This is a genomic window from Candidatus Bealeia paramacronuclearis (genome assembly GCF_035607555.1).
Taxonomy (GTDB): domain Bacteria; phylum Pseudomonadota; class Alphaproteobacteria; order UBA9655; family UBA9655; genus Bealeia; species Bealeia paramacronuclearis.
This window is the reverse complement of sequence record NZ_JAVHWZ010000002.1, coordinates 92,677-116,278: the sequence shown is the minus strand read 5'-3', so window position 1 is coordinate 116,278 and position 23,602 is coordinate 92,677. Positions and strand designations below refer to the sequence as shown.

General features: G+C 41.6%; 27 protein-coding genes. 12 read left to right on the top strand and 15 right to left on the bottom strand.

The annotated features are described in order from the left end of the window. Positions 1-62 precede the first annotated feature (62 nt). The 5 genes from Bealeia2_RS05310 to Bealeia2_RS05290 all read right to left on the bottom strand — a co-directional run bounded on the left by Bealeia2_RS05310 (position 63) and on the right by Bealeia2_RS05290 (position 3,927). Positions 63-503, bottom strand: coding sequence for a hypothetical protein (locus Bealeia2_RS05310; protein ID WP_331256082.1), 441 nt, complete (start codon positions 501-503; stop codon positions 63-65). A gap of 137 nt (positions 504-640) precedes the next feature. Beyond that, a complete protein-coding gene (gene groL, locus Bealeia2_RS05305) occupies positions 641-2,284 on the bottom strand; it encodes a chaperonin GroEL (RefSeq protein ID WP_331256081.1) in 1,644 nt (547 codons plus the stop codon). Between the two features lie 26 nt (positions 2,285-2,310). Beyond that, positions 2,311-2,598, bottom strand: coding sequence for a co-chaperone GroES (locus tag Bealeia2_RS05300; protein WP_331256080.1), 288 nt, complete (start codon positions 2,596-2,598; stop codon positions 2,311-2,313). A gap of 233 nt (positions 2,599-2,831) precedes the next feature. Then, on the bottom strand, positions 2,832-3,404 hold the full coding sequence (locus Bealeia2_RS05295; protein WP_331256079.1) for a hypothetical protein: 573 nt from the start codon (positions 3,402-3,404) through the stop codon (positions 2,832-2,834). Between the two features lie 148 nt (positions 3,405-3,552). Further along, positions 3,553-3,927, bottom strand: coding sequence for a hypothetical protein (locus Bealeia2_RS05290; RefSeq protein WP_331256078.1), 375 nt, complete (start codon positions 3,925-3,927; stop codon positions 3,553-3,555). A gap of 438 nt (positions 3,928-4,365) precedes the next feature. On the opposite strand from Bealeia2_RS05290, the gene Bealeia2_RS05285 reads away from it, so the two are divergent. Then, positions 4,366-5,337: an IS701 family transposase gene (locus Bealeia2_RS05285; RefSeq protein ID WP_422388038.1), complete on the top strand. Its 972-nt coding sequence runs from the start codon at positions 4,366-4,368 to the stop codon at positions 5,335-5,337. Here the strand turns inward: Bealeia2_RS05285 and Bealeia2_RS05280 are convergent. Both Bealeia2_RS05280 and Bealeia2_RS05275 read right to left on the bottom strand, forming a co-directional pair. Beyond that, on the bottom strand, positions 5,321-5,959 hold the full coding sequence (locus tag Bealeia2_RS05280; RefSeq protein WP_331256077.1) for a serine hydrolase domain-containing protein: 639 nt from the start codon (positions 5,957-5,959) through the stop codon (positions 5,321-5,323). The two genes, Bealeia2_RS05285 and Bealeia2_RS05280, sit on opposite strands and share 17 nt — an antisense overlap. Continuing rightward, positions 5,913-6,389, bottom strand: a complete 477-nt coding sequence (locus Bealeia2_RS05275) for a serine hydrolase domain-containing protein (protein WP_331256076.1) — start codon at positions 6,387-6,389, stop codon at positions 5,913-5,915. Before Bealeia2_RS05275 ends, Bealeia2_RS05280 begins: the two co-directional genes overlap by 47 nt. Positions 6,390-6,605: 216 nt before the next feature. On the opposite strand from Bealeia2_RS05275, the gene Bealeia2_RS05270 reads away from it, so the two are divergent. From Bealeia2_RS05270 to Bealeia2_RS05250, 5 genes are read left to right on the top strand one after another with little or no spacing between them, the layout of a single operon-like run. Next, positions 6,606-6,878, top strand: coding sequence for an AtpZ/AtpI family protein (locus Bealeia2_RS05270; RefSeq protein ID WP_331256075.1), 273 nt, complete (start codon positions 6,606-6,608; stop codon positions 6,876-6,878). Positions 6,879-6,900: 22 nt separating this feature from the next. Further along, positions 6,901-7,623: a F0F1 ATP synthase subunit A gene (locus tag Bealeia2_RS05265; protein WP_331256074.1), complete on the top strand. Its 723-nt coding sequence runs from the start codon at positions 6,901-6,903 to the stop codon at positions 7,621-7,623. A 27-nt stretch (positions 7,624-7,650) separates the two neighbouring features. Beyond that, positions 7,651-7,875 carry a F0F1 ATP synthase subunit C gene (locus Bealeia2_RS05260; protein ID WP_331256073.1) on the top strand — a complete coding sequence of 75 codons (225 nt, stop codon included), beginning with the start codon at positions 7,651-7,653 and terminating at the stop codon, positions 7,873-7,875. Between the two features lie 31 nt (positions 7,876-7,906). Beyond that, the gene (locus Bealeia2_RS05255) at positions 7,907-8,389 is read left to right on the top strand and encodes a F0F1 ATP synthase subunit B family protein (RefSeq protein ID WP_331256072.1); all 483 of its coding nucleotides are present in this window, start codon (positions 7,907-7,909) and stop codon (positions 8,387-8,389) included. Beyond that, positions 8,386-8,880 (top strand): ATP synthase F0 subunit B, encoded by a 495-nt coding sequence (locus Bealeia2_RS05250; protein WP_331256071.1) that lies wholly within the window; start codon positions 8,386-8,388, stop codon positions 8,878-8,880. The genes Bealeia2_RS05255 and Bealeia2_RS05250 overlap by 4 nt, the downstream gene beginning before the upstream one ends. Before the next feature lie 228 nt (positions 8,881-9,108). On the opposite strand, the gene rplT is transcribed toward Bealeia2_RS05250, so the two are convergent. Then, positions 9,109-9,468: a 50S ribosomal protein L20 gene (gene rplT, locus Bealeia2_RS05245; protein ID WP_331256070.1), complete on the bottom strand. Its 360-nt coding sequence runs from the start codon at positions 9,466-9,468 to the stop codon at positions 9,109-9,111. A gap of 11 nt (positions 9,469-9,479) precedes the next feature. Further along, positions 9,480-9,680 (bottom strand): 50S ribosomal protein L35, encoded by a 201-nt coding sequence (rpmI, locus tag Bealeia2_RS05240; RefSeq protein WP_331256069.1) that lies wholly within the window; start codon positions 9,678-9,680, stop codon positions 9,480-9,482. 784 nt (positions 9,681-10,464) lie between these two features. Between rpmI and Bealeia2_RS05235 the strand changes: the two genes are divergently transcribed. Further along, entirely contained in the window at positions 10,465-12,408 is a 1,944-nt protein-coding gene (locus tag Bealeia2_RS05235) for an F-box protein (protein ID WP_331256068.1), read from the top strand. A 69-nt stretch (positions 12,409-12,477) separates the two neighbouring features. On the opposite strand, the gene Bealeia2_RS05230 is transcribed toward Bealeia2_RS05235, so the two are convergent. From Bealeia2_RS05230 to ubiE, 5 genes are all read right to left on the bottom strand, one after another. Further along, positions 12,478-12,939, bottom strand: a complete 462-nt coding sequence (locus Bealeia2_RS05230) for a DUF1465 family protein (protein WP_331256067.1) — start codon at positions 12,937-12,939, stop codon at positions 12,478-12,480. A gap of 97 nt (positions 12,940-13,036) precedes the next feature. Further along, positions 13,037-13,435: a flagellar export chaperone FliS gene (locus Bealeia2_RS05225; RefSeq protein ID WP_331256066.1), complete on the bottom strand. Its 399-nt coding sequence runs from the start codon at positions 13,433-13,435 to the stop codon at positions 13,037-13,039. Between the two features lie 18 nt (positions 13,436-13,453). Then, entirely contained in the window at positions 13,454-14,605 is a 1,152-nt protein-coding gene (gene fliD, locus Bealeia2_RS05220; protein ID WP_331256065.1) for a flagellar filament capping protein FliD, read from the bottom strand. Further along, complete coding sequence (locus tag Bealeia2_RS05215; RefSeq protein WP_331256064.1) at positions 14,521-15,561, bottom strand: hypothetical protein; 1,041 nt, start codon at positions 15,559-15,561, stop codon at positions 14,521-14,523. The genes fliD and Bealeia2_RS05215 overlap by 85 nt, the downstream gene beginning before the upstream one ends. A gap of 115 nt (positions 15,562-15,676) precedes the next feature. Next, entirely contained in the window at positions 15,677-16,420 is a 744-nt protein-coding gene (ubiE, locus tag Bealeia2_RS05210) for a bifunctional demethylmenaquinone methyltransferase/2-methoxy-6-polyprenyl-1,4-benzoquinol methylase UbiE (RefSeq protein WP_414437862.1), read from the bottom strand. A gap of 89 nt (positions 16,421-16,509) precedes the next feature. Between ubiE and Bealeia2_RS05205 the strand changes: the two genes are divergently transcribed. From Bealeia2_RS05205 to Bealeia2_RS05185, 5 genes are all read left to right on the top strand, one after another. Further along, complete coding sequence (locus Bealeia2_RS05205; protein ID WP_331256062.1) at positions 16,510-16,845, top strand: DUF1476 domain-containing protein; 336 nt, start codon at positions 16,510-16,512, stop codon at positions 16,843-16,845. Continuing rightward, positions 16,845-17,120 (top strand): DUF3572 family protein, encoded by a 276-nt coding sequence (locus Bealeia2_RS05200; protein WP_331256061.1) that lies wholly within the window; start codon positions 16,845-16,847, stop codon positions 17,118-17,120. The genes Bealeia2_RS05205 and Bealeia2_RS05200 overlap by 1 nt, the downstream gene beginning before the upstream one ends. A 35-nt stretch (positions 17,121-17,155) precedes the next feature. Beyond that, positions 17,156-18,049 (top strand): DMT family transporter, encoded by an 894-nt coding sequence (locus Bealeia2_RS05195; protein ID WP_331256060.1) that lies wholly within the window; start codon positions 17,156-17,158, stop codon positions 18,047-18,049. After that, complete coding sequence (polA, locus tag Bealeia2_RS05190; protein ID WP_331256059.1) at positions 18,046-20,769, top strand: DNA polymerase I; 2,724 nt, start codon at positions 18,046-18,048, stop codon at positions 20,767-20,769. Before Bealeia2_RS05195 ends, polA begins: the two co-directional genes overlap by 4 nt. A 72-nt stretch (positions 20,770-20,841) precedes the next feature. Beyond that, a complete protein-coding gene (locus Bealeia2_RS05185; RefSeq protein WP_331256058.1) occupies positions 20,842-21,444 on the top strand; it encodes a hypothetical protein in 603 nt (200 codons plus the stop codon). 4 nt (positions 21,445-21,448) lie between these two features. Here Bealeia2_RS05185 and ligA read toward each other — a convergent pair whose 3' ends face one another. Continuing rightward, positions 21,449-23,536, bottom strand: coding sequence for an NAD-dependent DNA ligase LigA (gene ligA / locus Bealeia2_RS05180; protein WP_331256057.1), 2,088 nt, complete (start codon positions 23,534-23,536; stop codon positions 21,449-21,451). Between the last annotated feature and the right edge of the window lie 66 nt (positions 23,537-23,602).

The window sequence follows — 23,602 nt, the reverse complement described above, 5'->3', positions numbered from 1 at the left end:
CAACAGCATCAGGATAGCGCCTTCTGGCTTCATTGATTTGTTGAGCAAGACTTTCCCATGTTTTACGAGATTTTTTTTAGACTTGAGGGGTTTTCATCTACTTTTTCATCTACTTTTTCATCTTTTTGATCACCTGTTTTGGAAAGTTGAGAAAGTTGAGAAAGTTTAAAGGCTTGTGCTTTTTCCCGATTGGCTAAGAACAATTGCACTTCAGTAAGAGCCATTAACATTTCATCTTTGTAATCCAGTATTAGACTAACGCCATGATTGCTTAGGGCATTCAAATGGGCAAAATAAAGAGCCTGTACATCCTCACGAAGTATGCCGTAGGTCGCTTTTTTAGCTGTAATAAGATTCTTTGCATCTTCAAGATTCATTTTTGCATAGTCTTTCTTTGCCTCAAGGTTGGGTGAGATAGAAAGGGCAACCAAAGACAGGAATAAAGTCATAGATGTTTTTTTCATGATTAATACCTCTAACAGTTTGTAATTATTAATTTTCACCCCCTAAAAAGGGAGCTTACTTGCACTTCTAACTTCTTTTATACCTCCCATTAAGTTGATTTTTATGAAAATTTTCTATGCAAAAAAAGGCGACCCTAAGGCCGCCTTTTCGATAAGCTTTTGGATATGAAAATGGATTAGAAACCCATACCACCCATACCGCCCATATCACCCATACCGCTTGGCATTGCAGGCGTTTTTTCAGGCTTTTCGGCAATCATAGCTTCTGTTGTGATCAAAAGCCCGGCCACGGAAGCTGCATCTTGTATGGCTGTACGCACGACTTTAGTCGGGTCTATAATACCGCATTTCACCATGTCGCAATATTCGCCAGTTTGTGCGTTGTAACCATAGTTGGTGTCTTTGCTCTCAAGGAGTTTTCCAACAACAATAGATCCATCAGATCCCGCATTGAGCGCGATTTGACGCACAGGAGATTGCAGCGCACGACGGATAATATCGATACCTACGCGTTGATCGTCGTTCGCGGGTTTCAAGCCTGCAAGAACTGGCGTTGCATAAAGAAGCGCTACACCACCACCCGCAACAACGCCTTCTTCAACAGCGGCACGTGTTGCATGCATTGCATCTTCAACGCGATCTTTGCGCTCTTTTACTTCAAGCTCAGTCACACCACCAACGCGGATGATTGCAACACCACCTGCCAATTTCGCCAAACGCTCTTGGAGCTTCTCGCGATCATAGTCAGAGGATGTTTCTTCAACTTGTGCACGGATTTGATTGCAACGTGTTTCGATGTCTTGCTTGTTGCCAGAGCCATCAATGATTGTAGTCTCGTCTTTGTTGATCACAACGCGTTTAGCTGATCCCAAAGCATCGATACGAACGTTCTCAAGCTTCATCCCCAAATCTTCAGAGATAACTTGGCCACCGGTCACAATCGCTAAATCTTCAAGCATTGCTTTTCTGCGATCGCCAAAACCAGGAGCTTTCACCGCCGCAACTTTCAAACCACCGCGGAGCTTGTTGACAACGAGTGTTGCCAAAGCTTCACCTTCCACATCTTCAGCAATGATGAGAAGAGGGCGGCCGGATTGAACAACGGACTCAAGCAAAGGCAAGAGAGGTTGCAATCCACCCAATTTCTTCTCATGAAGAAGGATATAAGGATTGTCCATCTCGCAAACCATTTTCTCAGGATTTGTGATGAAATAAGGGGAGAGATATCCGCGATCAAATTGCATACCTTCAACCACATCGAGTTCGGTCTCAAGAGATTTCGCTTCTTCAACGGTTATCACGCCTTCTTTACCGACTTTTTCCATCGCGCGGCCAATCATCTCACCGATGTCGGTTTCGCCATTGGCAGAAACTGTTCCGACTTGTGCTATTTCAGCAGCTGTGGATACGGAGCGGGAGCGTTGTTTTACATCAGAAATGACAGCTTCAACTGCCATATCAATACCACGCTTCAAATCCATTGGATTGAGACCTGCCGCAACAGCGCGAACACCTTCACGAACGATGGCTTGTGCCAAAACGGTTGCAGTTGTTGTACCGTCTCCAGCAAGGTCAGACGTACGGGACGCTACTTCACGAAGCATTTGCGCGCCCATGTTTTCAAAGCGATCTGAAAGCTCGATTTCTTTTGCAACAGACACACCGTCTTTTGTGATACGGGGGGAGCCGAATGATTTTTCAATTACCACATTACGACCTTTTGGACCTAATGTGACTTTTACAGCATCAGCTAAAATATCAACGCCACGGAGCATCCGCTCGCGGGCATCAACGCTAAATTTGACGTCTTTTGCAGCCATTGTTTTATTCCTTTCTTAAATTAAAATTATTCCATGATTCCCATGATGTCGGACTCTTTCATGACGAGAAGATCTTCTGCGCCAATCTTGACTTCCGTGCCGGACCATTTGCCAAAAAGCACTTTGTCACCAGACTTCACGTCGAGTGGAGTGACTTTTCCGTCTTCTTGACGGTGCCCAGATCCAACAGCGACGATTTCGCCTTGCATGGGTTTTTCTTTTGCTGAGTCAGGAATGATAATTCCGCCGACTGTTTTTTCTTCAGCTTCGATACGACGTACAAGCACGCGATCGTGTAAGGGTCTAAATTTCATAATGTCTCCTTTGTTTTGAGAATGACTGTTGCTCTTAAATTAGCACTCTCTTATCAAGAGTGCTTAATGTTTAATAAATCCCCGCAAGATTGTCAACACTTTTGGGCAATTAAAATCTTAAAATGCTTTTTTCTCACTTAAAAATAATAGATTTTTTTCATCGAAATAGAAGCGATTGTATGGCGTCCTAATGATAGGGATATCAAGACGCTTATCTGTCAATAAAAGCCTCATCAGTCCCGCTTTTTGCAGATTCCTTGAAGCTTCTGGAGAAAAGACGAACTTGAGAAAACATCGAAAGCCCCAGGGATCCATTCATAAACCTCTGTAATGGGAAGGGAGCGTTGGCGAGAGGGAATATGATGTCTGGATAAATCCAAATCATTTCCCCGTAATAATTTTTCCATCTCCCAAGAACACGTCTGGACCGGATAAGCCGAGGGCAAAAAATGGGAAAAGAAATGTTTTCCATGTTTATACCGTAAAGAATCCTTTTGACTGGGAGGGATATTATGGTCATTTCCACCAGAAACCAGACCTACAATCTGAGAAGAGTTGTTGTAGGTCATAATAACGGGCCCCCCGCTATCTCCCATTTCAATTTCCCCTGTAAGGCGCTCTTCGGAGGAAAGAATAGTGCCCACATTGCGAAAACGCTGAATCGGAACTCCTGTGGAATGCGGGACTGCCAGAGAAGAGTCCAAAAACTCTACCGATTTAAACTGAAAGGCTCTCTTTTGCCCATCTGAGGCCAAAAGAAATTCGGCGTCCGTACGTCCAAAAAGACCACACCCAATCACAGTCAAGACAAGGTCTTTCTCAACTAATGGATATCTCGGCTCCATGCACAAGGGCAGAGGTACAATGTTTTGAATAGGGGATTTCAACACACCGATAGCGATATCCCGAGGTAAACTCATTGAAAACAAATCACAACAATATTTGACTTGGAAATCAGGAAAGGGATAGTATCCTTGTAACTCTACGGAAACCGCCCCCCCCCCCCCTCTCCTTCTCAAGAACAAAGTCCATCTTTGTCTCTTTTTGAGACATTTTTTCCAGGACGTGTTTATTAGAAAGAATCAATCGACCTAAAAGCTCCTCTGGACAGTTTGGAATTTTGACCAGACTTGCTGTCCCGTAATAGGTGGTAATTTTTTCCCCATTATGTTCGATATAATGATCCAACCTGCCCACTGCAGGAAATTGTAAAGCAAGCTTTTTGCTGTCTTCTTCAGTTGACGGAGGATTATGGCGCACGGCTTGGGCCACGCCTGAAAGCATTTGAAAAACAATAATTAATTTTATTAAAAGTTGGGCCGCATACATATTAAAAACTAATTTAAAGTTAAATTATGAAATATTTATATATTTTAAAAAACAAAAATTCAAGAAAATTTATTTTGAATAGTCTGCAAGTTCTTTACGGACAGATTTTGCTCACAGGGAAAACACTATTTTTGTATAGGAGCCGATAGAGCCCTCCCCTACCCGTTTGTTTATGTTGCTCCCATCAAAATTTGCTGAAGATTATCTGCAAGAGCATAGATAGAGAATTGATCTTCAATTTTTTGCAAAAGTGGGCTCTCTCGATATAATCGATCTTCAATTTCTGAAGCGGTTTCATAAGGAGATTTTACTTGCTCTTTCCAAATTCTGTTTTTGAGAATACCATAGTCAATATTGCTTGAACACGAGTTACGCAGTTTGCAGGAGAAGAGAGAAGAGATAAGGTGAGAGGGAATATTTATTAAATGAGAAGAAATGATGTCTCGACACAAATGCACAAAATCACTTTATCGTTCATTTTTACAAGCCAGCAGTGTGCGCTATTCAGGGTTGGCACTTTCGGAGGTGTCACCGATTCCATTGTCGCATGACAGCGTCAATCGATGGTTGAGTTCTAGTGCATTGCGTCCGAGCGGAGTGTGGAATCTTACTCAATCTCTTATTAACAAGAAAGAACCTTGTTTTTTAGTATGTGACGATACAATTTTGGATAAAAATCGGAGCGAGAAGATAGAGCTTGTGCATTATCAGTATTCTGGGAATGCCCATGATGTTATTGCGGGGATAGGTCTTGTCAATTTGGTATGGCATGGCCTGAGGAGTCATGACTCTATTCCTGTTGATTATCGTATTTATGATAAAGCCAGCGATGGCAAAAGCAAGAATGACCATTTCAGGGAAATGTTAAAGCTGGCTCAAGACAGAGGGATAAATCCGGATGACGTGGTTGCAGACGCTTGGTACTCGAGCTTGAATAATCTGAAGGCCATTGAATCCATAGGCTGGACATGGGTGATGGGGTTGAAGAAAAACAGGAAAGTGAATCGTGGAGAAACTCTTGAAAAGCTGGACATTCCAGATGAAGGACTGAAAGTTCACTTACGCGGATATGGATGGATTACTGTTTTCCGGTTTGTTGCCAAAAACGGTCGCACGGATTATATCGGAACCAATAGGGATAATCCCTCTCGTGATCATATTGAACTGGTCATGAAATCGCGTTGGAAAATCGAAGTTTATCATCGGGAATTAAAGCAAACATGCGGTCTTGAACGCTGTCAGTCTCGCACGGGACGAGCCCAAAGAAATCATATATTTCTTGCCATTTCGGCTTGGATTCAAAGATTTAAAAGACGACTTGCTGGAGGCTTCTCTTTTTATCAGCAGCAGTGGGATGTTATTAAGCATGATATCTCTAGAGAAATAACAAAACTCATGTCTTTCGCTTAGATTCCCACCCTTTTGCTGCAAACTGCGTAACTCGTGTTGAAGATAAAATAACAAGGGTCATTTCCCTTTCGGGATAATATCTGAGCGTTGAACTGACGCCATCAAATCCACCATTGTGGTAAAATACTGTGGCATTATTCTGAGTCAGTATATTGATGCCCCAGCCATAATTTTGGAGGAGAGGGGTGAACATTTTTTTTAATGTCACCTCTTTGCAAATCTTCTCTTGCACTAATGCTCTCATAAACTTTCCCAAATCAGCTACTGTTGAAATGAGTCCCCAACTGGCATAGGCGACCGAAAAAGTCCAATCGGATGATGGCTTGAGGATGTGCTTACCCTGAGGATCAAAGTAATCATCAACGCCAAACCCATAAGCGTAATTTTCAAGCTTTGCACCTGGATTTTGACGGCTTCCCTGCACGGGAAGAAACGTATTTTTAAGGCGCAATGGAGCACAAATTCGTTTTTGAAAAGCATCACTTAAATGCATCTTTTCAAATGCCTCAATAAGCCTTCCCATCAGTGAGACGCCTGAATTTCCATAGGAGAATTTCTTTCCTTCCGAAAAATCTTTAGGCATCGAAAATATCCATCGCGCCAGCTCTTCTGGAGACATCATCTTTTCTGGCCTTTCCTTCATAAAATGCTTTTGTGTCAGCATAGCAATGAATTCCAGAACTATGCGTCAAACAGTGATAAGGTGTCACACGTTCCGTCCAATTTGGAGGGGGGGCTCCGGCCCAAAAACCGTGAGTGCTAGGAAAAATCTTAAGAAGTGGGGCGTCTAAATCAAATTTTCCCTCTTCCCATAATTTTAGAGTAAGAAAGCCCGTAAAAATTTTCGTAATAGAGGCCACAGGAAAGAGCATCTCTGGAGAAATCGGCAAGGTCATCTTAAAATCTTGCCAACCTCTACTTTTCTCAATGACAGTTTTGTCTCCATCCAAAAGATGAACGGCTCCATAAAAATCAGAAGATGCAAATGAGGTGCGAACTGTATCGACCAATTTATCAAATATGGAATCAGGCTTTAATTTTAGGGCTGTCATAATCAATTCTTACTCCCCTTGAGTTTTGTAAGTGATGAAAATTTATGAGAATTTACACCCAACTTTCATTCACAATATAGATTACACGCTTTCAAAAATAACACACTCTACATCGTCATGCTAAACGTGTTTGAGCATCTGAAAAATCTCCTCTCTCCCCACCTTGACAAGTAAGTTGTGGGGACTTATGTTTCCGCTCAACACAGGGTAAAACTTATGACAAAAAAACAAGACCTTGAAGATTTAAAGGCAAAACTTGATGCCTTTGAGGGTAAAAAGCCCACGGATGAAAAGCCAGAGTCCTCAATGGGAGTGCTTCTCAACGTGGGAATCGAGCTTATTTCAGGGGTTTTGGTGGGTATAGGTGTGGGACTTCTCATCGATTGGGCATTTTCCACAAAACCTTGGGGATTAATTGCATTTTTTGTTTTGGGTTCTGGCGCAGGCATGCTAAATGTCTACCGAGCATTAACAAAAAAACAAAAATAACGAGGGATTAGAAGAGGAAAAAATGGCAGATCCGCTTCATCAATTTGAGATTCACACGATTATGCCCCTTCAGATTGCTGGCATAGATGTTTCTTTTACCAACTCGTCCCTCTTCATGGTTTTGGCTGTTTTCGCCTCCACTCTCTTTTTAGTAGGTGGTATGATGAAATCCAAGGCCATCCCAGGCCGTTGGCAGGGGCTCTCAGAGATGACATATGAATTTGTGGCGAGCCTTTTAAATGAGAATGTAGGCCCTAAAGGACGCTCCTATTTCCCTCTGATCTTCACCGTGTTCATATTCATCCTCATGGGAAATCTTTTAGGGATGGTGCCCTATTCCTTCACCTATACAAGCCATATTATCGTGACCTTTGGCCTTGCGATGCTGGTCTTTTTAGCCGTAACGTTGATTGGAATTTTCAAACATGGATTTCATTTCTTTTCACTCTTTTTCCCCAAAGGGGCCCCCGTCTTTATGGCGCCAATTATCATCCCGATTGAAATTTTATCCTACCTCTCCCGTCCTGTCAGTTTGTCGGTTCGACTATTTGCCAATATGATGGCGGGACATACCATGCTCAAGGTCTTTGCGGGATTTACAGTCGCCTTAGGCCTATTCGGCGTGGCACCCTTGGTTGTCAATACGGCCCTGACGGCATTTGAGGTCATGGTTGCACTTTTGCAAGCGTATGTTTTTACCATTCTCACATGTATTTATTTACATGATGCGATTCATCTACACTAACTATTAACCAGAAGGAGAAAACAAAAAATGGATATGGAAGCAGCACGTTTTATTGGGGCAGGACTCGCCGTCTTTGCGCTTTGTGGTGTCGGAATTGGAATTGGGAATATCTTCTCATCTCTCATCAGCGCAATCGCCCGGAACCCCTCCTCCCGTGAGCAAGTATTTCCTATGGGTATTTTGGGATTCGCACTCACTGAAGCGGTGGCCCTTTTCGCGCTTTTGATCGCGTTCTTGATCCTTTTCAAATAAGAAAACCAGATAAAAGACAAGGAGTTTAAAAATGCCACAATTGGATTTTACAACATATCCATCTCAGCTTTTTTGGCTCTTTGTCTGTTTTATCGTACTTTATTTTATTCTCTCTTACATCGCGACCCCTAAAATCACCAAGGTCATTGAGAATCGCGCCGGCGTCCTTCAAAAACTTTCTGAAAAATCTCATATTCATCGCGACAAAGCCGAGGAGCTTTTGGCCGAATATGAATCCACACTCCAGCAAGCCCGCAATGAAGCCCGTGAGAGATATAAGGCAATGGCCGATCAAGTAAATATTGATTTTACGAAGCGCCAAAAAGAAATCATCGAGAAAGTAACGGAAAAAATGCGGCGTGCCGAACAAGAGCTTCATCAAGCCAAAGTGGCCGCACAAAAAGATCTTCATGGTATTTCGTTGGGGGTGGCACAAACGATTCTCGCAAAAGTCGCCAATCTTGAGTTGTCCCAAGGTGAACTTCAAAAACGTATTAGCAAGGCAGGGAAATGATGTTTGAAACTCCTGAATTTTGGGTTCTAATTTCTTTTATTCTGTTGCTCGCAGTCTTAGGGAAGCGCGCCTGGAAAGAGCTCATAACAATGATTGATGAGCGAACTCATCGTATTGAAAAGCAACTGTCTGAAGCCCAACGCCTTCATGATGAAGCCTTAAGCCTTCTTCACACCTATCAAACTAAGCATGAAGCGGCCATGCAACAAGCGATAGAGATTGTTTCCCGCGCAGAAGCAGATGCCATTGATCTTAAACGCTCCATTGAGGAAGAGCTCACAGATATGCTGACTCAAAAAGAAAAATCCACCCACGAGCGTATTCAAATTGCCCAAGAGACGGCCAAAAACCAACTCAAAGAAAAAGTCGTGGAAGAAGCCCTTTCCTTTGTTGAAGAAATTCTCAGTGCAGAACTTCAGAAAAAAGGAGCGCAAACAAATAAAGCCCTTGACGAAATTGGAAATATTGCATTGAGCCAAAAGGTGGCGTGAGGGGCATAAAAAACGTTACCCGCCAGAAACGAAGCTATGGCGAGGCCGTCAATCTTAAAAAACATAATTAACCACCTTATATTTATCCAGTACGAAATTTTCTCTCAAAAATCAAGTTTTTCAATTGCCCATATAAATATAGAGTGCATTTTATTGAGCCCTCCCCCACAAAAAAACACCTCAAGCGATTTGCGCCTAAGGTGTTTTTTCAAAGATAAATCTTTTATATTAAGCAGCTAAAGCTTTTTGAGCTTGATCCACAATGGCTTTGAAAGCCTTGGGTTCACGCACCGCAATATCAGCCAAAACTTTACGATCGATTTCAATTCCAGCCTTGATAAGGCCGTTGATGAAACGAGAGTAGTTTAAACCGTGCATACGGCTTGCCGCATTGATCCGTTGAATCCAAAGTCCACGAAAATCGCGCTTACGATTTCTACGATCCCGATAGGCATATTGTAATGCTTTTTCGACTCGTTGAACGGCAATTCTAAAACAATTTTTTGAACGACCACGATAGCCTTTTGCCATCGCAATGATTTTTTTGTGACGTGCATGTGCCGTCACTCCACGTTTAACGCGTGCCATAACCTAACCTCCTATAAACCATAAGGCATAAAACGACGAACAATCTTCGCATCGCACTCAGACATCGTCGTTGTGCCACGAAGCGCGCGGCGTTGTTGAGGGGAAAGTTTGCGCATACCGTGGCGCTTTTTTGCGTGAGCGGTGATAACCTTACCGGTGCCGGTAAGACGAAAACGCTTTTTTACGCTGCTTTTCGTTTTTAACTTGGGCATTTTTGTCTCCAAAAATAATGATTTATCATAAACTGTAGGTCGGCATGCCCGGGGTTTGCCCCTTCGCCTGGCTACATCTTAAGCCAAGCTTATAACAGCGTCTTAAGGAGAACGCAAGGAATCCGGAAATATTTTTCAAATAAACGCTTTTTAAACCCTTCGCTAGAAATTTCTTAATCTTATTTTGCTAGAGTAACACTATAAGACAGTGAATAGGAATTTCCATTATTTAAAGGAGGATACCATGGCTCAAGTTATAGATCTCGATTTTTATCGGAAGTTTCGAGTCATCCTGCCTGTGCGCACTGCATTAGGAGAGGGTCCCCAGAAAAAACTTAAAAGCGCCAGCAAAGCTCAAGCGCGCAGGTATTATAGAAGGCGGAAACTTAACTCTCACGATTCATCATCAGATAACCAAAAGACACGGTGACATATGTATGATGAGATTATTTTTTCTAACGATGTCATAAATTTTCCAGATTTCATTCTTTGAAATATCGAGCATCCACTTATACCATTTATCTATTAAATAACGTGGTGTTTCCTCATCCCCGCTATATCTCCACACAAAAACGGGGATTCATGGTGAAAAAAACCATTTTATGGATCCCCCTTCCGCCGGGATGGCAATGTGCTGATTTTGATTATGCTAAATATTTTTTGGAAATGGCATTAATAACCTTAATGCAATAAAATGACTTTTTGCATTTAATTAATTTTTTAATTGACTTTCAATCACATTTAATTATGTTTTATCATCTTATTTTTAAAGGTGATTTGTGTTATGAAAAAATTATTAAAATTCTCTTCAAGTTCTCTCGTATTAATAGCGCTTCTGGTGGCCCCTCAATCCGTTTATGCAGGAAACGTATCCTCTTCGTCTAAGGACCCAAATAACAATAATAATAACAACGAAAAGAGGGTTACCACACCCCGTGCAAAAACAGGTCATTCCGAACTTGATTTTGTACTGAATGATGATGAAACCAAAGTTGTTGGAAAAGAAATTACCCCATTAACGTCTGAAGAGCTTAAACAATATTCAAACATACTTTCGAATCTCCCCCAAGATCTACAACATTTAATCTTCTCCTTCATGTCGTTTCAAGATTTTTCTACAATCCAACTGACTTGCAAACATTGGCGTCAACTGAGCTTGGATTATAGCGATTTTTTGAAAAAACAGCCTAAATTTATGAGCAAATTGGCTTTTTCCAATCCTCGCAATTTCATTTGGGCCTATAATAAGTTGGCCGAAAAATTTCCTATTGAAAATTATCCCAAGATTCTTCTGCCTCAGACTCCTAACATGACAACAACTGATGTTACCCCAGAAAGTGAAACTCCAGAAGACTTCAAAGACTTAATTCAATCTATCGAAAAATTTGCCCCTTACAAGAAAGGCCTTACGAAAAAATACATTCGGATCGACCTTTTTGACAAAAAAGCCGTTGGGTTTGCGGCCTCTGTCGTGAAAGTTTCCCCTGAACTTCAAGACATCTTGAAATTGGTAGTTAAAAGCACTCACTTTAATTACGAAGAAATTGGCAAGTTAATGAAAAACTCCCAACTCTACAAAGGAATGCAGCTCCATTTAATGGCCCTTAAATTGTTAACGCTCGCAGGAGATTTGGAGTCAAAAACTGCACTCACAACCTTTGACTCTTGTTTTCTTAACCGCCTTTACGATTTAATTAATAAAAATGCTTTTAACCGTGACCATTCTCAACTCAAATCTTCTTTTGCTTATCTTGCAGATCAACCTTTGTGGGCCCTATATGGAGATGCTGAATACACTCTCGGGGCGCAAACCATCTTGCTAACCAATTTCCTGAATATTTATTGCAATACCAGGAAAAACAAACCCAACATTGAGAATCTTACAAAATTAGCGGACTATACTCTGGCCTTTTACCCTAATACAAAAGGTTTCAATATTCGTTATTACACCCAAACACTATCAAATTTTTATCATATCGACGGACAAAGAGAACAAAATACAAAGATATTGACTCAAGGCGCTCAACTTTTAAAAGAGGGGGATCCTTGTGAGCTCATGTTTATCGCCTCTGATTTGATTGATAATTGTCAATATTCTGATGCTCTCAAATATTTAGAATTAGCATTAGAAAACGCTAAAAACTCAAATTCTCTGCTACATTTTCAAATTAAGTATTATATTGTAACCGCCATTTTAGAATCTGGAGATATCTGTCAGCTTGCACGTGCAGACACATATCTTTCTGAAATTTTTCAGGAATTTAAAAATCAAAAGAAGAAGAAAGAGATAGAATTGCCTTATGAATCAGAAGGTTTAAAATTTGATATTGCAATTGAAAAAGGCGGTCTTCTTGAGCTCCAATCTGCACTTTATATTTATCAAGGAGACTTTGAAAAATCCATTGCATGTCTTCAGGAAATGAAAGAACCTCAATTGGACATCTCAACGCTCAACGCCCTTCAAACTCAAATCAATAAAAAAGCTGTTTTTCCTAAATTACTTCTTAAATCTTTAAGTCTTAATTTTAAATATATATGGGAACAAATCTACAAAAACAAAAAACAAATTTCAAAAAACATTGGATCTCAATCTGTAATTTATGACATTCTGACAAATAAATACCCCGATGTCTTTAGCTTATTGATAGGAGACAGCACATCCACAAAAGAGAAAGTAGAAAAAATAACGCTATTATTTGCACCCTTTGAAAAAAAGGAAATGAAGTAAGCCAATAACTCGCCCCAGAGATTGAATTTATTGACTTTTATTTGAAAAAAACAATTGCAAACGATTAAGCTATTGAATTAAGCTCAAGAAGCTGGCTCCAGATTGATGAGGAACGGCTGCAGAGAGAGTATCTTTCCCACGAAAACGTTCATCCAATCGCTGAACACGGAGATAGAGGGCATAGCTTTGCTTCAAAAGATCGCGCAAACGTGGCGGAATTGACAAATCCTCTTGAGACGACGTGTCTAAACACGTGCCCCCCACCAAAAGGCGCGCATCTTCTGTAATGTAATCCTCTTTTGACACTTCGCCCGCGCGGATTGCTTTTTGCATCAAAAGCCACGCCATGATTTGGGTCAGGCGCGCTGTGACGCGCATAGCTTCACAGCTGACCTTAAGGCGCTCAATAGGTGGCAAATGTTGCACATCTCTAGCTGCATAAAATTTTACATATTCTCGGGCTTCCAACAGCATATTATTCGCTTCATCAAAAGTCCGGTTAAACACCACCAGGGCTGGATTTTGATCCATAGCTCTCTCCCAACAACAGAATTAAAATAAAACCAACTTCTATTATTAGGATACAAAAAATAAATTAATAAATTGTGAAAATTCGTATTTTTTAAATCTAGATTTGAGGGGAAACTTCCTCTTGCGCCGTGGATTTAACTTCGCGCCAGCATTCCGCCATCTCTTTGAGGCTTTGAATAGCAGCAAGACAGGTTTCTGGTTTATTGTAAACATTGATGCGCGTCAGAAGATCATTGATCACAACGTAATAGTTTTCGAGAGTCTTTGATAAAGTTTGAGTTTCCTCATTATTTTTATTAAGAGACGAACTGAGCCCAATTAAATATTTACGTGCCTTTTCAGTTGCCATAAAACGATCCTGAATGCGATTGTCGTTGATGGCTTGAAGCGCCTCCTCAAGGGCATTCACAGCCTCATCATAGATATCAATCACCAGATCAATAGCTTGAGCATGGTTTGTGCTGTTTTTTTGATAAAGTTTTGTTGCATAAGACATTTCCATTCTCCCTGTTGTTTAATTTTGTTTGTTTTGAGCTGCAAAATAAGACGCAATCATAGCACGCATATGCTTGGCCATTTCAAGAATCCCCTGCATACGCTCAAATTGCCTTAGAATTTTTTCACGCTCTCTTTCAGCTTTTTCATTTATTTTTTCAATCTTTATTTCATCTTTTTGAATATCATCACCAATGCGTTTATCTTCATTTTCATAAGAACCTGCTTGAACAAGCGTTTTTCCGCCCACAGACAATCCCTTTTGTACAACTCCCTTCAAACTATTACCCAAAACATCTAAAATACCTTGAGTTATTGTTATAGTTGTAGATTGTGTATCACCAACGCTCAAACTATTATAAACAGAGGGCATGAGGTAAATTGGAGAAAGTGATGATAAAGGCGTTCCGTCTTGGGGTGTAATTGTTCCTTTAGAATCAATATTAGCCGGATAATTTACAGTATTCAATGTATAGTATGCTGAGATCACTCCCCCTTGATTTGTGACACTCACGCCAATGTTTTTTCCTCCCAAACCACCGTCAAGCGCTTGAGGAGAAGTTGGCATTAAGAAAGAGGAATTTGTTGTCTGAAATCGAAACGCTAACACTTGCTTTACTTGATCTGGATTCGTGTTCAGGGCCTTGTTCAATTGGGAATCATCGAGTTTTAAATGAAAACCATCCTCATCCTTTTTAAAACTAATTCCCAAATCTTGAAGCGATTGCAATTCTCCACTTTGAATCCCAGGAACAATCATATTAATACTCGAACGAATTTTATGCGTCAGGTCGCGTAAGAAATTATTTCCTGCCAAAAGAGCATCTTTAACGGGTTTTCCGTCTGGGCCACGTTCGTTTTGCTTATTGAGGAAGTCCAAAACCTTATTGGTAAGATCCACAAATGTTACTATACGACTTTTAATCTGATCTAAATAAGGCTCAACACCGACCGTGACTTGTTCACCATTAGGTGTCACACCCGTAATCGTCAACGATACCTTATCTATTATATTATCTATGGTATTGGTGGTGCTGGTATTGTCAATCCAATTCCCATCCCCGTAATTAATGGAATATTGTGCACTTAAATCATTCGCGCTCTTTCCAGATCCGGACAGAGTCCATCCAAAAGCTGAAAGAATACTGGGGTCCGTCCCCACCAAAGACATTGGGGGGCCCCCGTGTCTTTTCGGCTGACAAATAATCTGTAATCGCCATTTCCGCGAATATCAACATCTGCGGTTGCTGGCTGACTGAGTTGCTGAGAACACTCAATTCTAATCGCGTTTCTGACATCATAAATTGTCATGCTGGGATCAATGGCAATCGTTCTGCCATCAATAACTAAGTTTCCCGTCAGATTTAACGAGGTATATTCATTATTTACAAAGTGAAGCGCGTTTTTTATAGCAGATCCCTGATCATCACTAATGGTCAGTTTTCCACCCATTTGAGGCGTTAAACTGAGGCGATTAAAAGTAACACCCAAGAGTGTTGTCGTTTGAATTTGGGCTTGTACACCCTGCACCGTAAAGATGGGAGACGAATTGATGGCATTCATGACATCTGTCAAATTCATGGTATTGGTAATGGCTACAGAAGATCCATTAATAGAAAGATTTCCGGCAGCAAGTCCTAAGGCTGTGGTTGTATCTCCATAATAAAGCGAAGCGCCTGAGGTTAAAACATCTGAGGAAGCTTGTTGCTGAATTTTTATGTCAAAGGAGCGAACGCTTGCACCATCTTGTGTATTAACCGCAACATAAGTCTGATCAAGTTTTGAGACGAGTCCAGAAGCCATTCCAAGTCGCTTATCAAAGACATTCTCGACGCCTGAGGCTTTACTCATGCCTCGCAGAGTATCTACAGTTTTCGACAAAGCCAAAAGATCTGGCTTGAGATCATGGAGAACATCTCGCCGTTTTTTAACACCATCAATTTTCTCTTGAATAATTTTTGTACGGGCTTCTGCAACTTCAATAGGACCATCGGCAATAGCTGCCGCATCAATCTCAGCATCACCCATTTTGCGTTGAGTCATGCCATAAGCGCCACTGTCACGTTTTGTGACGCTCATTGAAGATGTTGGGCTTGAAACCGAATCAACCACTCTCTTTTTCTCCATCTTTCTTATTCATTTGATGATTTATATGCGAGATCTGTGCCAAATAATGGTGTTCCAAAGTCGTTTAGAAAATATCCCCCCCAAGCTCAAGGCTGTGCCAATACAGGGAAATGAACTAACCTTTCCGTCCTTCATGAATGGCCACAATGCCTTGAGAGAGGTTTTTGTAACTGGTCGCTTGAAACCCAGCGTTCTCAATCATGGACTTGAGTGTTTCTTGATTAGGGAACATGCGAATACTTTCCACCAAATAGCGATAGGCATTTTCATCTTGAGCAACAATTCTGCCAATTTTAGGGACGATTTTAAAAGAATAAAGGTCATAAAAAGGACTGAGGCAATCCCGGACTTTGCTAAATTCCAGGCAATAAAATTTTCCACCTGGTTTTAAAACGCGGAAAGCCTCTTGAAGGGCCTTGTTTTTGTCAGTGACATTTCTCAATCCAAAAGCAATGGTATAGACGTCCATAAAATTATCAGGAAACGGTAAGGATTCGGCATCTCCGCAGGTCCAATCCAACGACAAATTTGGTGCACGACGTAATCCTTCCTCAAGCATTCCTTCATTAATATCAGAAATAATCACACGTCCTTGAAGTCCATATTTCTCAAGATTTTTTAAAATAAGAGTCGCAATATCCCCGGTACCGCCAGCCACATCAAGATAAGTATTTCCACCACGATAAGGAAGTGCCTTCGCAAATTCATGTTTCCAAATTCGGTGAAGCCCCCCGCTCATGAGATCATTCATCAAATCATATTTGGAGGCCACATTTCGAAAAAGTGATTTCACACGCTCCGCTTTCTCTTTTTTTTGAATGCGTTCATATCCAAAGTCGATCTCATTTTCCGCCACAATTATTCCCCTTTATGAATTTGTCGCTTGATACTAAAATGAACTTCAGTAGAATGCACTCACAAAAATAAAATGCCGATGGGAGGCTATGAGTGGACGGATTTAATCAGCGCAAGCTTGCTTTTGAGGCCAAATATCATCACGATGAAGAGATGATGTTTCGGGTCACGTCAAGGCGAAATCATCTTTTTGGCCTTTGGATTGCCCAAGATATTTTGGGTTATGATGAAGAGGCAGCAGAAGCTTATGCACAAATGGTCATAAGCATTTATTTCTCAAGTGCCGGGGATGCGGGGCTTATTTCAAAAATACATTTTGATCTTGAAAAAATACAAATTGATTGCAGCCAACATCGACTTGAAAAAGCGCTTCTAAACTGCCATGATCAGGCCAGAGAAGAAATTGCACTGGAAGAAGGAATTGTTTAGTGGATCAAAAGCATGCAGAAACTCTAGCACTTCAAGCACTCGCCTTTTTGGCAAAACATGAGGAACTCTTAAATCAATTCGTCAACCAAAGTGGGCTTTCTTTAAATGATCTTAAAAAACGCGCCCATGAACCCGAGCTTTTGGGGGGTGTCTTGGATGTTATTTTAGAAGACGACAAAACCTTACTCTCCTTTTGCAATCTGGCAGAAATCAGTCCCGAAACGCTTATCAAAGCCCGAATTGCCCTGCCCGGAGGTATGCACATTTCAGTATGAATGGTTTTTTTTCGAAGTTCTCAAAACTTCATATTTTGTTTGTTTTTTCACTTCTTTTCGCTGGTTCTAGTTGGATCTTTGTTCGCATACAGGTTCAATATGTCCCTGCAGACCTTGCCGTTTTTTACCGATTTTTGATTTCAGGCCTGGGGCTTCTTCTCTTCTCAAAGTTCAAAGGTGAAAAATTCCAAAAGTTCCCTGTCGCCAATCTTCCCTGGCTTGCGGCATTTGGAATCACATTTTATTATCTCAATACCTGGTGCTGTTACAAGGCGGTGGATTATTTACCTTCAGGCATTGTGGCCATGGGTCTGTCTCTGCTGATGATTCCAAGTTCTCTCCTTGACTCTTTCTGGAACAAAAAACCTGTTCAAAAAACGATTTTGGTCTCAGGATGTTTAAGTTTAATTGGACTTCTATTTGCGCTAGATAATAATAACACCTTTAGCAAAATTGAAATTTCAACACGGGAAATGGTTGGTTTTAGTTTTATTTTGATGTGCTTGAGCTTTGCATCCGTAGGCTCCCTTCTTTCCGTGCATCTCAAAAAACTGCCCCTCACCGTAATCCAAGGAACGGCCTATGGACTTTTGACGGGAGCCTTTTTTAATGGACTCGTTTATTTCCTTTCGGGCCGCTCTTTCTTATGGTTCTGGGAACCTGAATTTTTGATCTCACTTTTTTATCTCAGCTTTTTCCTCTCAGGATTTGTTTTTGTAAGTTATAATCTTTTTCTTCAGGCCTGGGGTGTTGGAAAAGCCAACTATTTCTTTGTGTTAGCACCCGTTATTGCCATGAACGTCTCCGCTCTTTTTGAAGGGATGGAATGGACATTACCGCGAATTTTTGGGACAACCCTTGTCATTTCATCGGGCCTTATTATTTTAAAAGCCACAGCAATAAAACAATTTTTTAAGAGGGTCTCATGACCGAAATCCCCCTTAAACACCTCTATCTTATTGATGGCTCTGGCTATATCTTTCGCGCCTTTCATGCCCTTCCGCCCTTAAGCCGCCCGGATGGAACGCCCGTGGGGGCAGTTTTGGGATTTACCAATATGCTCATCAAGCTTTTGAAAGAGATAAAACCGGATCATATTGTTGTCGTTTTTGACTCGGCACGTGAGAATTTCCGCAATGAAATTTACCCTCAATATAAAGCCAATCGTGTTGAAACACCGCCTGAACTCATCCCTCAATTTCCACTTATTCGCGAAGCCTGCGAAGCCTTCAACGTACCGCAAATTGAGATGCGCGGATTTGAGGCCGATGACTTGATTGCTACTTACGCACGCGCCGCCCAAGCTCAAGGCGCTGAAGTCACCATCGTCTCTTCAGACAAAGACTTGATGCAACTTGTAGATGTGGGAATCCGCCTCTGGGATCCGATGAAAAACAAACCTATCGGGGCCTCTGAGGTTTTTGAAAAGTTTGGTGTTACCCCCGATAAGGTCCGTGATGTTCAAGCTTTGGCAGGGGATACTTCCGATAATATTCCAGGCGTTCCTGGAATTGGGGTCAAGACCGCAGCAGAACTTATCAACACCTTTGGCGACCTTGAAATTCTTTATCAAAACCTTGAAAGTATTAAGCAACCCAAGCGTCGCGAAACCCTTCACAATAATAAAGAGTCAGCGCTCATTTCCCAACAGTTGGTAACATTAAAAGCTGATGTTCCCGTTGAAAAAATGCTCTCTGAATTTGCGCTTCCTCAAGTGGATGATGAAAAAATCGCCTCTTTTTTAAGGACCCAAAATTTTACAAATCTCTTGGGACGACTTTCCCGCCAAAAGGAAGAGTCTAAAAAAACGCCGCCTTCCGAACGAAAGTATGAATTGATTCTTGAGAAACCTCAGCTCGAATCCTGGATCAAACGCATTCGTGTCCAAGGTTTTGTTGCGGTTGATACGGAAACAACGTCTTTAAATGCCTTAGCGGCCGATCTTGTTGGTATCTCCCTTTCTCTTAATGCCCATGAAGCCTGCTATATTCCCGTAGGTCACAATCTACCGCCACGAGATCTTTTAAATCAGGGAGAGGTTCCCGAACAACTTCCCCTCAATTATGTTTTGGCTCAACTCAAACCCATTCTTGAAAATCCCGGGATCCTCAAAATTGGGCAAAACATTAAATACGATATGTTAGTATTAAGTCGCTATGGCCTTAATATTACTTCCCTTGATGATACGATGCTGATTTCTTATGTTTTGGATGGCGCACAACATGGCCACGGCATGGACGAATTAGCTAAACTTCATTTTGATGTGACTGCCATTTCCTATAAAGATGTGACGGGCACGGCCAGCAAAAAAATCAGCTTTGCCGATGTGCCTTTAGACAAAGCCTGCGAATATGCCGCCGAAGATGCGGACATCACGCTCCAATTACATCAAACTCTAAAGCCTCGACTTTTGAGTGAGCATTTGCTTAGCATTTATGAATCCCTCGACCGTCCTCTTGTCCCCGTTTTGGTTGAGATGGAAAAGACTGGCGTCAAAGTCAATGCAAAATCCTTAAAAGAACTGAGCCATGAATTTGGCGGACGCCTTGAGATTTTAGAAAAGCAAATTCAAGAACAGGCGGGCGTTATTTTTAATGTGGGTTCGCCCAAACAATTGAGCGAAGTATTATTCCAAAATTTAGGCCTTCCCAGCGGCCAAAAAGGCAAAACCGGAGCTTTTAGCACCTCAGCCGACATTTTAGAAGACCTCTCCAACCAAGGCTATGAAATTGCCGATCGCATCCTTGAATGGCGACAATTTTCAAAGCTCAAAAGCACGTATACGGATGCCCTCATTCAACAAATTGATCCACGGACGGGCCGCGTTCACACTTCGTTTTCCCAAACGATTACAAATACGGGACGATTGTCTTCGTCTGATCCGAATTTACAGAACATTCCCATCAGAACAGAGGAAGGCAAAAAAATCCGCCGCGCCTTTATTGCCGAAAGTGGACACAAGATCCTCTCTGCCGACTATTCTCAGATTGAACTGCGACTGCTTGCGGATATGGCTAATATTGAGTCTTTGAAAAGGGCTTTTCTCGAAGGCAAAGATATTCACACCACAACGGCCGCCCAAGTTTTTGGAGTTCCTCAAGATCAAGTTGATTCCTCCTTACGCAGAAAGGCCAAAGCCATTAATTTCGGCATCATTTACGGCATCAGTTCTTTTGGTCTTGCCAAGCAATTAGGTGTCACAAAAACTGAAGCCGCCCATTATATGAAGCTTTACTTTGAGCTTTATCCAGGAATTAACGATTATATGGAGCTGAAAAAACGAGAAGGTCGAGAAAAAGGGTATGTCAAGACACTTTTCGGAAGACGCGTTTATGTGCCTGGAATTCACGATCGCGATTTTAACAAGCGCGGCTTTGCCGAACGACAAGCGATCAACGCGCCGCTTCAAGGCACCAATGCAGATATCATGAAAAAAGCCATGATTCGCATCCCTCCTCTTTTAAAAGAAAAAAACCTTGATGCGAAAATGATTTTGCAAGTGCACGACGAGTTGGTCTTTGAAGTCTTGGAAAAAGATCTTGAGCCCACAAAAAATATCATTCAGAAAGTCATGTCTTCTATTTGTTTTCTTTCAATTCCACTCGTGATTGGAATTGGGATTGGAGACAATTGGGAAGAAGCCCATTGACAACTTAAATCAAAAAATTATTAGATATAATCAGGTTTAAATTTTATTTGATTTTAACACAGGATGTTGTCTATGCGTATTTTGATCTCTTCTCTTGCTTTAAGTGTGCCCTTCTTTCTTTCTCAACCGCTTGATGCAATGTTTAATAAAAAATTTCTTAAGGAAGAAAACATCACCTCGTCAAAAGTGCTCAACAAAAAAAAGCATTCTTGGGAAGACATTCAAAAAAGTTTTCTCCCAGGAGAAAATGATGACGATATCTGTCACAAAATTGCATTGCTTGTGTCAGATGAAAATCAAACCGTAGCAGAACTTGAGACGTTAATTTCTAATATTTTCAAAGAAACGAAATTTCATCGTGTCGCCCAAACCGCATTGACGAATGTAAAACATCAACACAGTATGAAGACAAATGATAATAGTATCGTTCAAGATTATTCATGCTCACTGATTCATCGACTACGTGCAACAGGATTTCAAGCTCGCGTTCATCTCAGCGGATATGAGAGCTTTGGATGGCTTCTCGCAAATAAAGATGAAAAGTTTGAAGAACATCATGTAACTCTTGCCGAACAGCTTTTTTCCACCATTATTTTTTTACCAGAATACGATCATTATCAAGACATTATTAAGGACACATTAGAAGAAAAAAAGAAATTATTTTCTCAAAAATAGACTCCTATTTTTGAGACATCTTTTCCCAATCTTCTTCATTGAGGATTGGGATATCATATTTTTCAGCATCTTTGACTTTAGATCCTGCATCTTTTCCTACAACCACAAAATCTGTTTTTTTCGAAACAGAGCTTGACACTTTTGCACCCAAAATTTCAGCTCTTGCTTTAGCTTCAGAACGGCTCATATTCTCTAGCGTTCCCGTAAAAACAACGGATTTTCCAAAAAGAGGATGAGTGCTCGTTTGTGGTCTTTCTGCCTCAAGAATTTTAATTTCAGACAAAAGACTTTGAATAATTTCCCGATTGTGCGGCTCATCAAAAAACGCAATTAAATCCTCGGCCATACTGGAGCCAATACCATCAATCCCAATTAAGTCCTGAAAAGCCTCACTTTCAGGATTTTGTGCACCGATAATAGACGTTTCAAAGGCTTCAAAACTCTGATAATGGCGCGCCAAAAGTTTTGAGGTCGCCTCCCCAATTTGCGGAATCCCTAAAGCATATATAAAACGGGAGAGCGGAATCTCACGACGCCTATTAATCGCCTCAAAAAGATTCTGGACAGACTGCCCTCCCCACCCCTCTTGCAGGCGCAAAGGCGTTAATGATTTTGAGTCTCGGGCTTCCAGTGTGAAAATGTCCACAGGTGTTTTTAAAAGCCCCTTTTCAAAAAAAGCATCAATATGCTTGCTCCCCAAACCTTCAATATCAAAGGCGCCGCGAGAGACAAAATGCCGAAGCCGCAATGACACTTGTGCCGGACAAATAAGGCCTCCAATACATTTTCGGGCAACTTCTCCGGGAAATCGAATCGCATGGCTTCCACAAATGGGGCAAACGGTCGGAAAAGAAAAGGGAGCTGATTGAGAAGGGCGTTTTTCTAGGATAGCCCCCAAAACTTGGGGAATTACATCTCCTGCCCTTTGAATGAAAACGGTATCCCCTACGCGCACATCTTTTCGCGTAATTTCATCTTCATTGTGCAAAGTGGCGCGCGAGACCACAACGCCCCCCACAGTCACGGCCTGAAGATGGGCTACCGGGGTTAATGTTCCTGTTCGCCCAACTTGAATGACAATTTCTTTTAAAATCGTCTGCGCTTGTTCGGCCGGAAATTTATACGCAATAGCCCAACGGGGAGCGCGCGCTGAAAATCCCAAACGCTCTTGATAATCCAGGCGATTAATTTTAAAGACGACACCATCAATGTCATACGTCAAATTTGCACGGCTGGTTTTAAGATCTTCGTAATAAGAAAGCGCATCCTCGACATTTTGACATAACTTTGCCAATGGATTAACGACAAATCCAAGGGTTTTCAAGGATTCTAAAAACGCCCAATGAGAGCTCACTGGAAGGCATTTCACATCATCACAAGCATAAGCAAAAAAATGGAGGGGTCTTGCGGCTGTAATCCGTGCATCCAACTGACGCAAGGAACCTGCAGCCGCATTTCTGGGATTGGCGAAAACCGGCTCGCCTTGGGCTTCACGCTCAGCATTAATCGCCATAAAATCGCTATGCTTCATATAGACTTCGCCACGAATACCCATTTCATCCCCCAGAGAAATCTGACGCGGGATGTCCGAAATCGTTTTGAGATTTTCGGTAATATCTTCGCCCACCTCTCCGTCCCCGCGGGTGGCGCCTAAATGAAATTGCCCCTTTTGATAGTGAAGATTGGCGGCCAGACCATCGATTTTAGGCTCAGCCACAATTTCTAAAGGCGCCTCCTCTGAAAGTCCTAAAAATCGAATCACACGGCTCAAAAATTCCCGAACATCCACCTCATCAAATGCGTTGTCCAGCGAATACATTGGTTTTTGATGGCGTACTTTATGAAATTGTGAAACGACCCGCGCGCCCACGCGAAATGTGGGACTATCTTTGCGAACTAACTCAGGAAAACGTTTTTCAATCGCGCTATTTCGGCCCCTAAGATGATCGTAGTCCGCGTCACTAATTTCTGGCCGATCTTTTAAATAATAAAGGACATCATGGCGCTGAATTTCCTTAGCCAAATGCGCAAGCTCAGTTTTTGCTTCTTCAAGCGTCAAATTAGAAACTGGAATTTCAAAAAGATCATTCATGTGAGAGCCCTTCTTTCGCCTTATTTTTAACGAAGACTTTAGAAGAAGTCGAGATGTAACCGTCCC

What these genes read in the sequence shown, in the direction of transcription:
- Bealeia2_RS05280 (WP_331256077.1), bottom strand. Translation starts at nt 5,959, where the DNA reads ATGATGTCTCCAGAAGAGCTGGCGCGATGGATATTTTCGATGCCTAAA.
- Bealeia2_RS05300 (WP_331256080.1), bottom strand. Translation starts at nt 2,598, where the DNA reads ATGAAATTTAGACCCTTACACGATCGCGTGCTTGTACGTCGTATCGAA.
- Bealeia2_RS05255 (WP_331256072.1), top strand. Translation starts at nt 7,907, where the DNA reads ATGCCACAATTGGATTTTACAACATATCCATCTCAGCTTTTTTGGCTC.
- Bealeia2_RS05260 (WP_331256073.1), top strand. Translation starts at nt 7,651, where the DNA reads ATGGATATGGAAGCAGCACGTTTTATTGGGGCAGGACTCGCCGTCTTT.
- Bealeia2_RS05235 (WP_331256068.1), top strand. Translation starts at nt 10,465, where the DNA reads ATGAAAAAATTATTAAAATTCTCTTCAAGTTCTCTCGTATTAATAGCG.
- Bealeia2_RS05225 (WP_331256066.1), bottom strand. Translation starts at nt 13,435, where the DNA reads ATGTCTTATGCAACAAAACTTTATCAAAAAAACAGCACAAACCATGCT.
- ligA (WP_331256057.1), bottom strand. Translation starts at nt 23,536, where the DNA reads ATGAATGATCTTTTTGAAATTCCAGTTTCTAATTTGACGCTTGAAGAA.
- rpmI (WP_331256069.1), bottom strand. Translation starts at nt 9,680, where the DNA reads ATGCCCAAGTTAAAAACGAAAAGCAGCGTAAAAAAGCGTTTTCGTCTT.
- Bealeia2_RS05185 (WP_331256058.1), top strand. Translation starts at nt 20,842, where the DNA reads ATGCGTATTTTGATCTCTTCTCTTGCTTTAAGTGTGCCCTTCTTTCTT.
- rplT (WP_331256070.1), bottom strand. Translation starts at nt 9,468, where the DNA reads ATGGCACGCGTTAAACGTGGAGTGACGGCACATGCACGTCACAAAAAA.
- Bealeia2_RS05215 (WP_331256064.1), bottom strand. Translation starts at nt 15,561, where the DNA reads ATGGAGAAAAAGAGAGTGGTTGATTCGGTTTCAAGCCCAACATCTTCA.
- groL (WP_331256081.1), bottom strand. Translation starts at nt 2,284, where the DNA reads ATGGCTGCAAAAGACGTCAAATTTAGCGTTGATGCCCGCGAGCGGATG.
- Bealeia2_RS05290 (WP_331256078.1), bottom strand. Translation starts at nt 3,927, where the DNA reads ATGTATGCGGCCCAACTTTTAATAAAATTAATTATTGTTTTTCAAATG.
- Bealeia2_RS05250 (WP_331256071.1), top strand. Translation starts at nt 8,386, where the DNA reads ATGATGTTTGAAACTCCTGAATTTTGGGTTCTAATTTCTTTTATTCTG.
- Bealeia2_RS05275 (WP_331256076.1), bottom strand. Translation starts at nt 6,389, where the DNA reads ATGACAGCCCTAAAATTAAAGCCTGATTCCATATTTGATAAATTGGTC.
- Bealeia2_RS05230 (WP_331256067.1), bottom strand. Translation starts at nt 12,939, where the DNA reads ATGGATCAAAATCCAGCCCTGGTGGTGTTTAACCGGACTTTTGATGAA.
- fliD (WP_331256065.1), bottom strand. Translation starts at nt 14,605, where the DNA reads ATGTCTTTGGTGGGGACGGACCCCAGTATTCTTTCAGCTTTTGGATGG.
- polA (WP_331256059.1), top strand. Translation starts at nt 18,046, where the DNA reads ATGACCGAAATCCCCCTTAAACACCTCTATCTTATTGATGGCTCTGGC.
- Bealeia2_RS05285 (WP_422388038.1), top strand. Translation starts at nt 4,366, where the DNA reads ATGTCTCGACACAAATGCACAAAATCACTTTATCGTTCATTTTTACAA.
- Bealeia2_RS05265 (WP_331256074.1), top strand. Translation starts at nt 6,901, where the DNA reads ATGGCAGATCCGCTTCATCAATTTGAGATTCACACGATTATGCCCCTT.
- Bealeia2_RS05270 (WP_331256075.1), top strand. Translation starts at nt 6,606, where the DNA reads ATGACAAAAAAACAAGACCTTGAAGATTTAAAGGCAAAACTTGATGCC.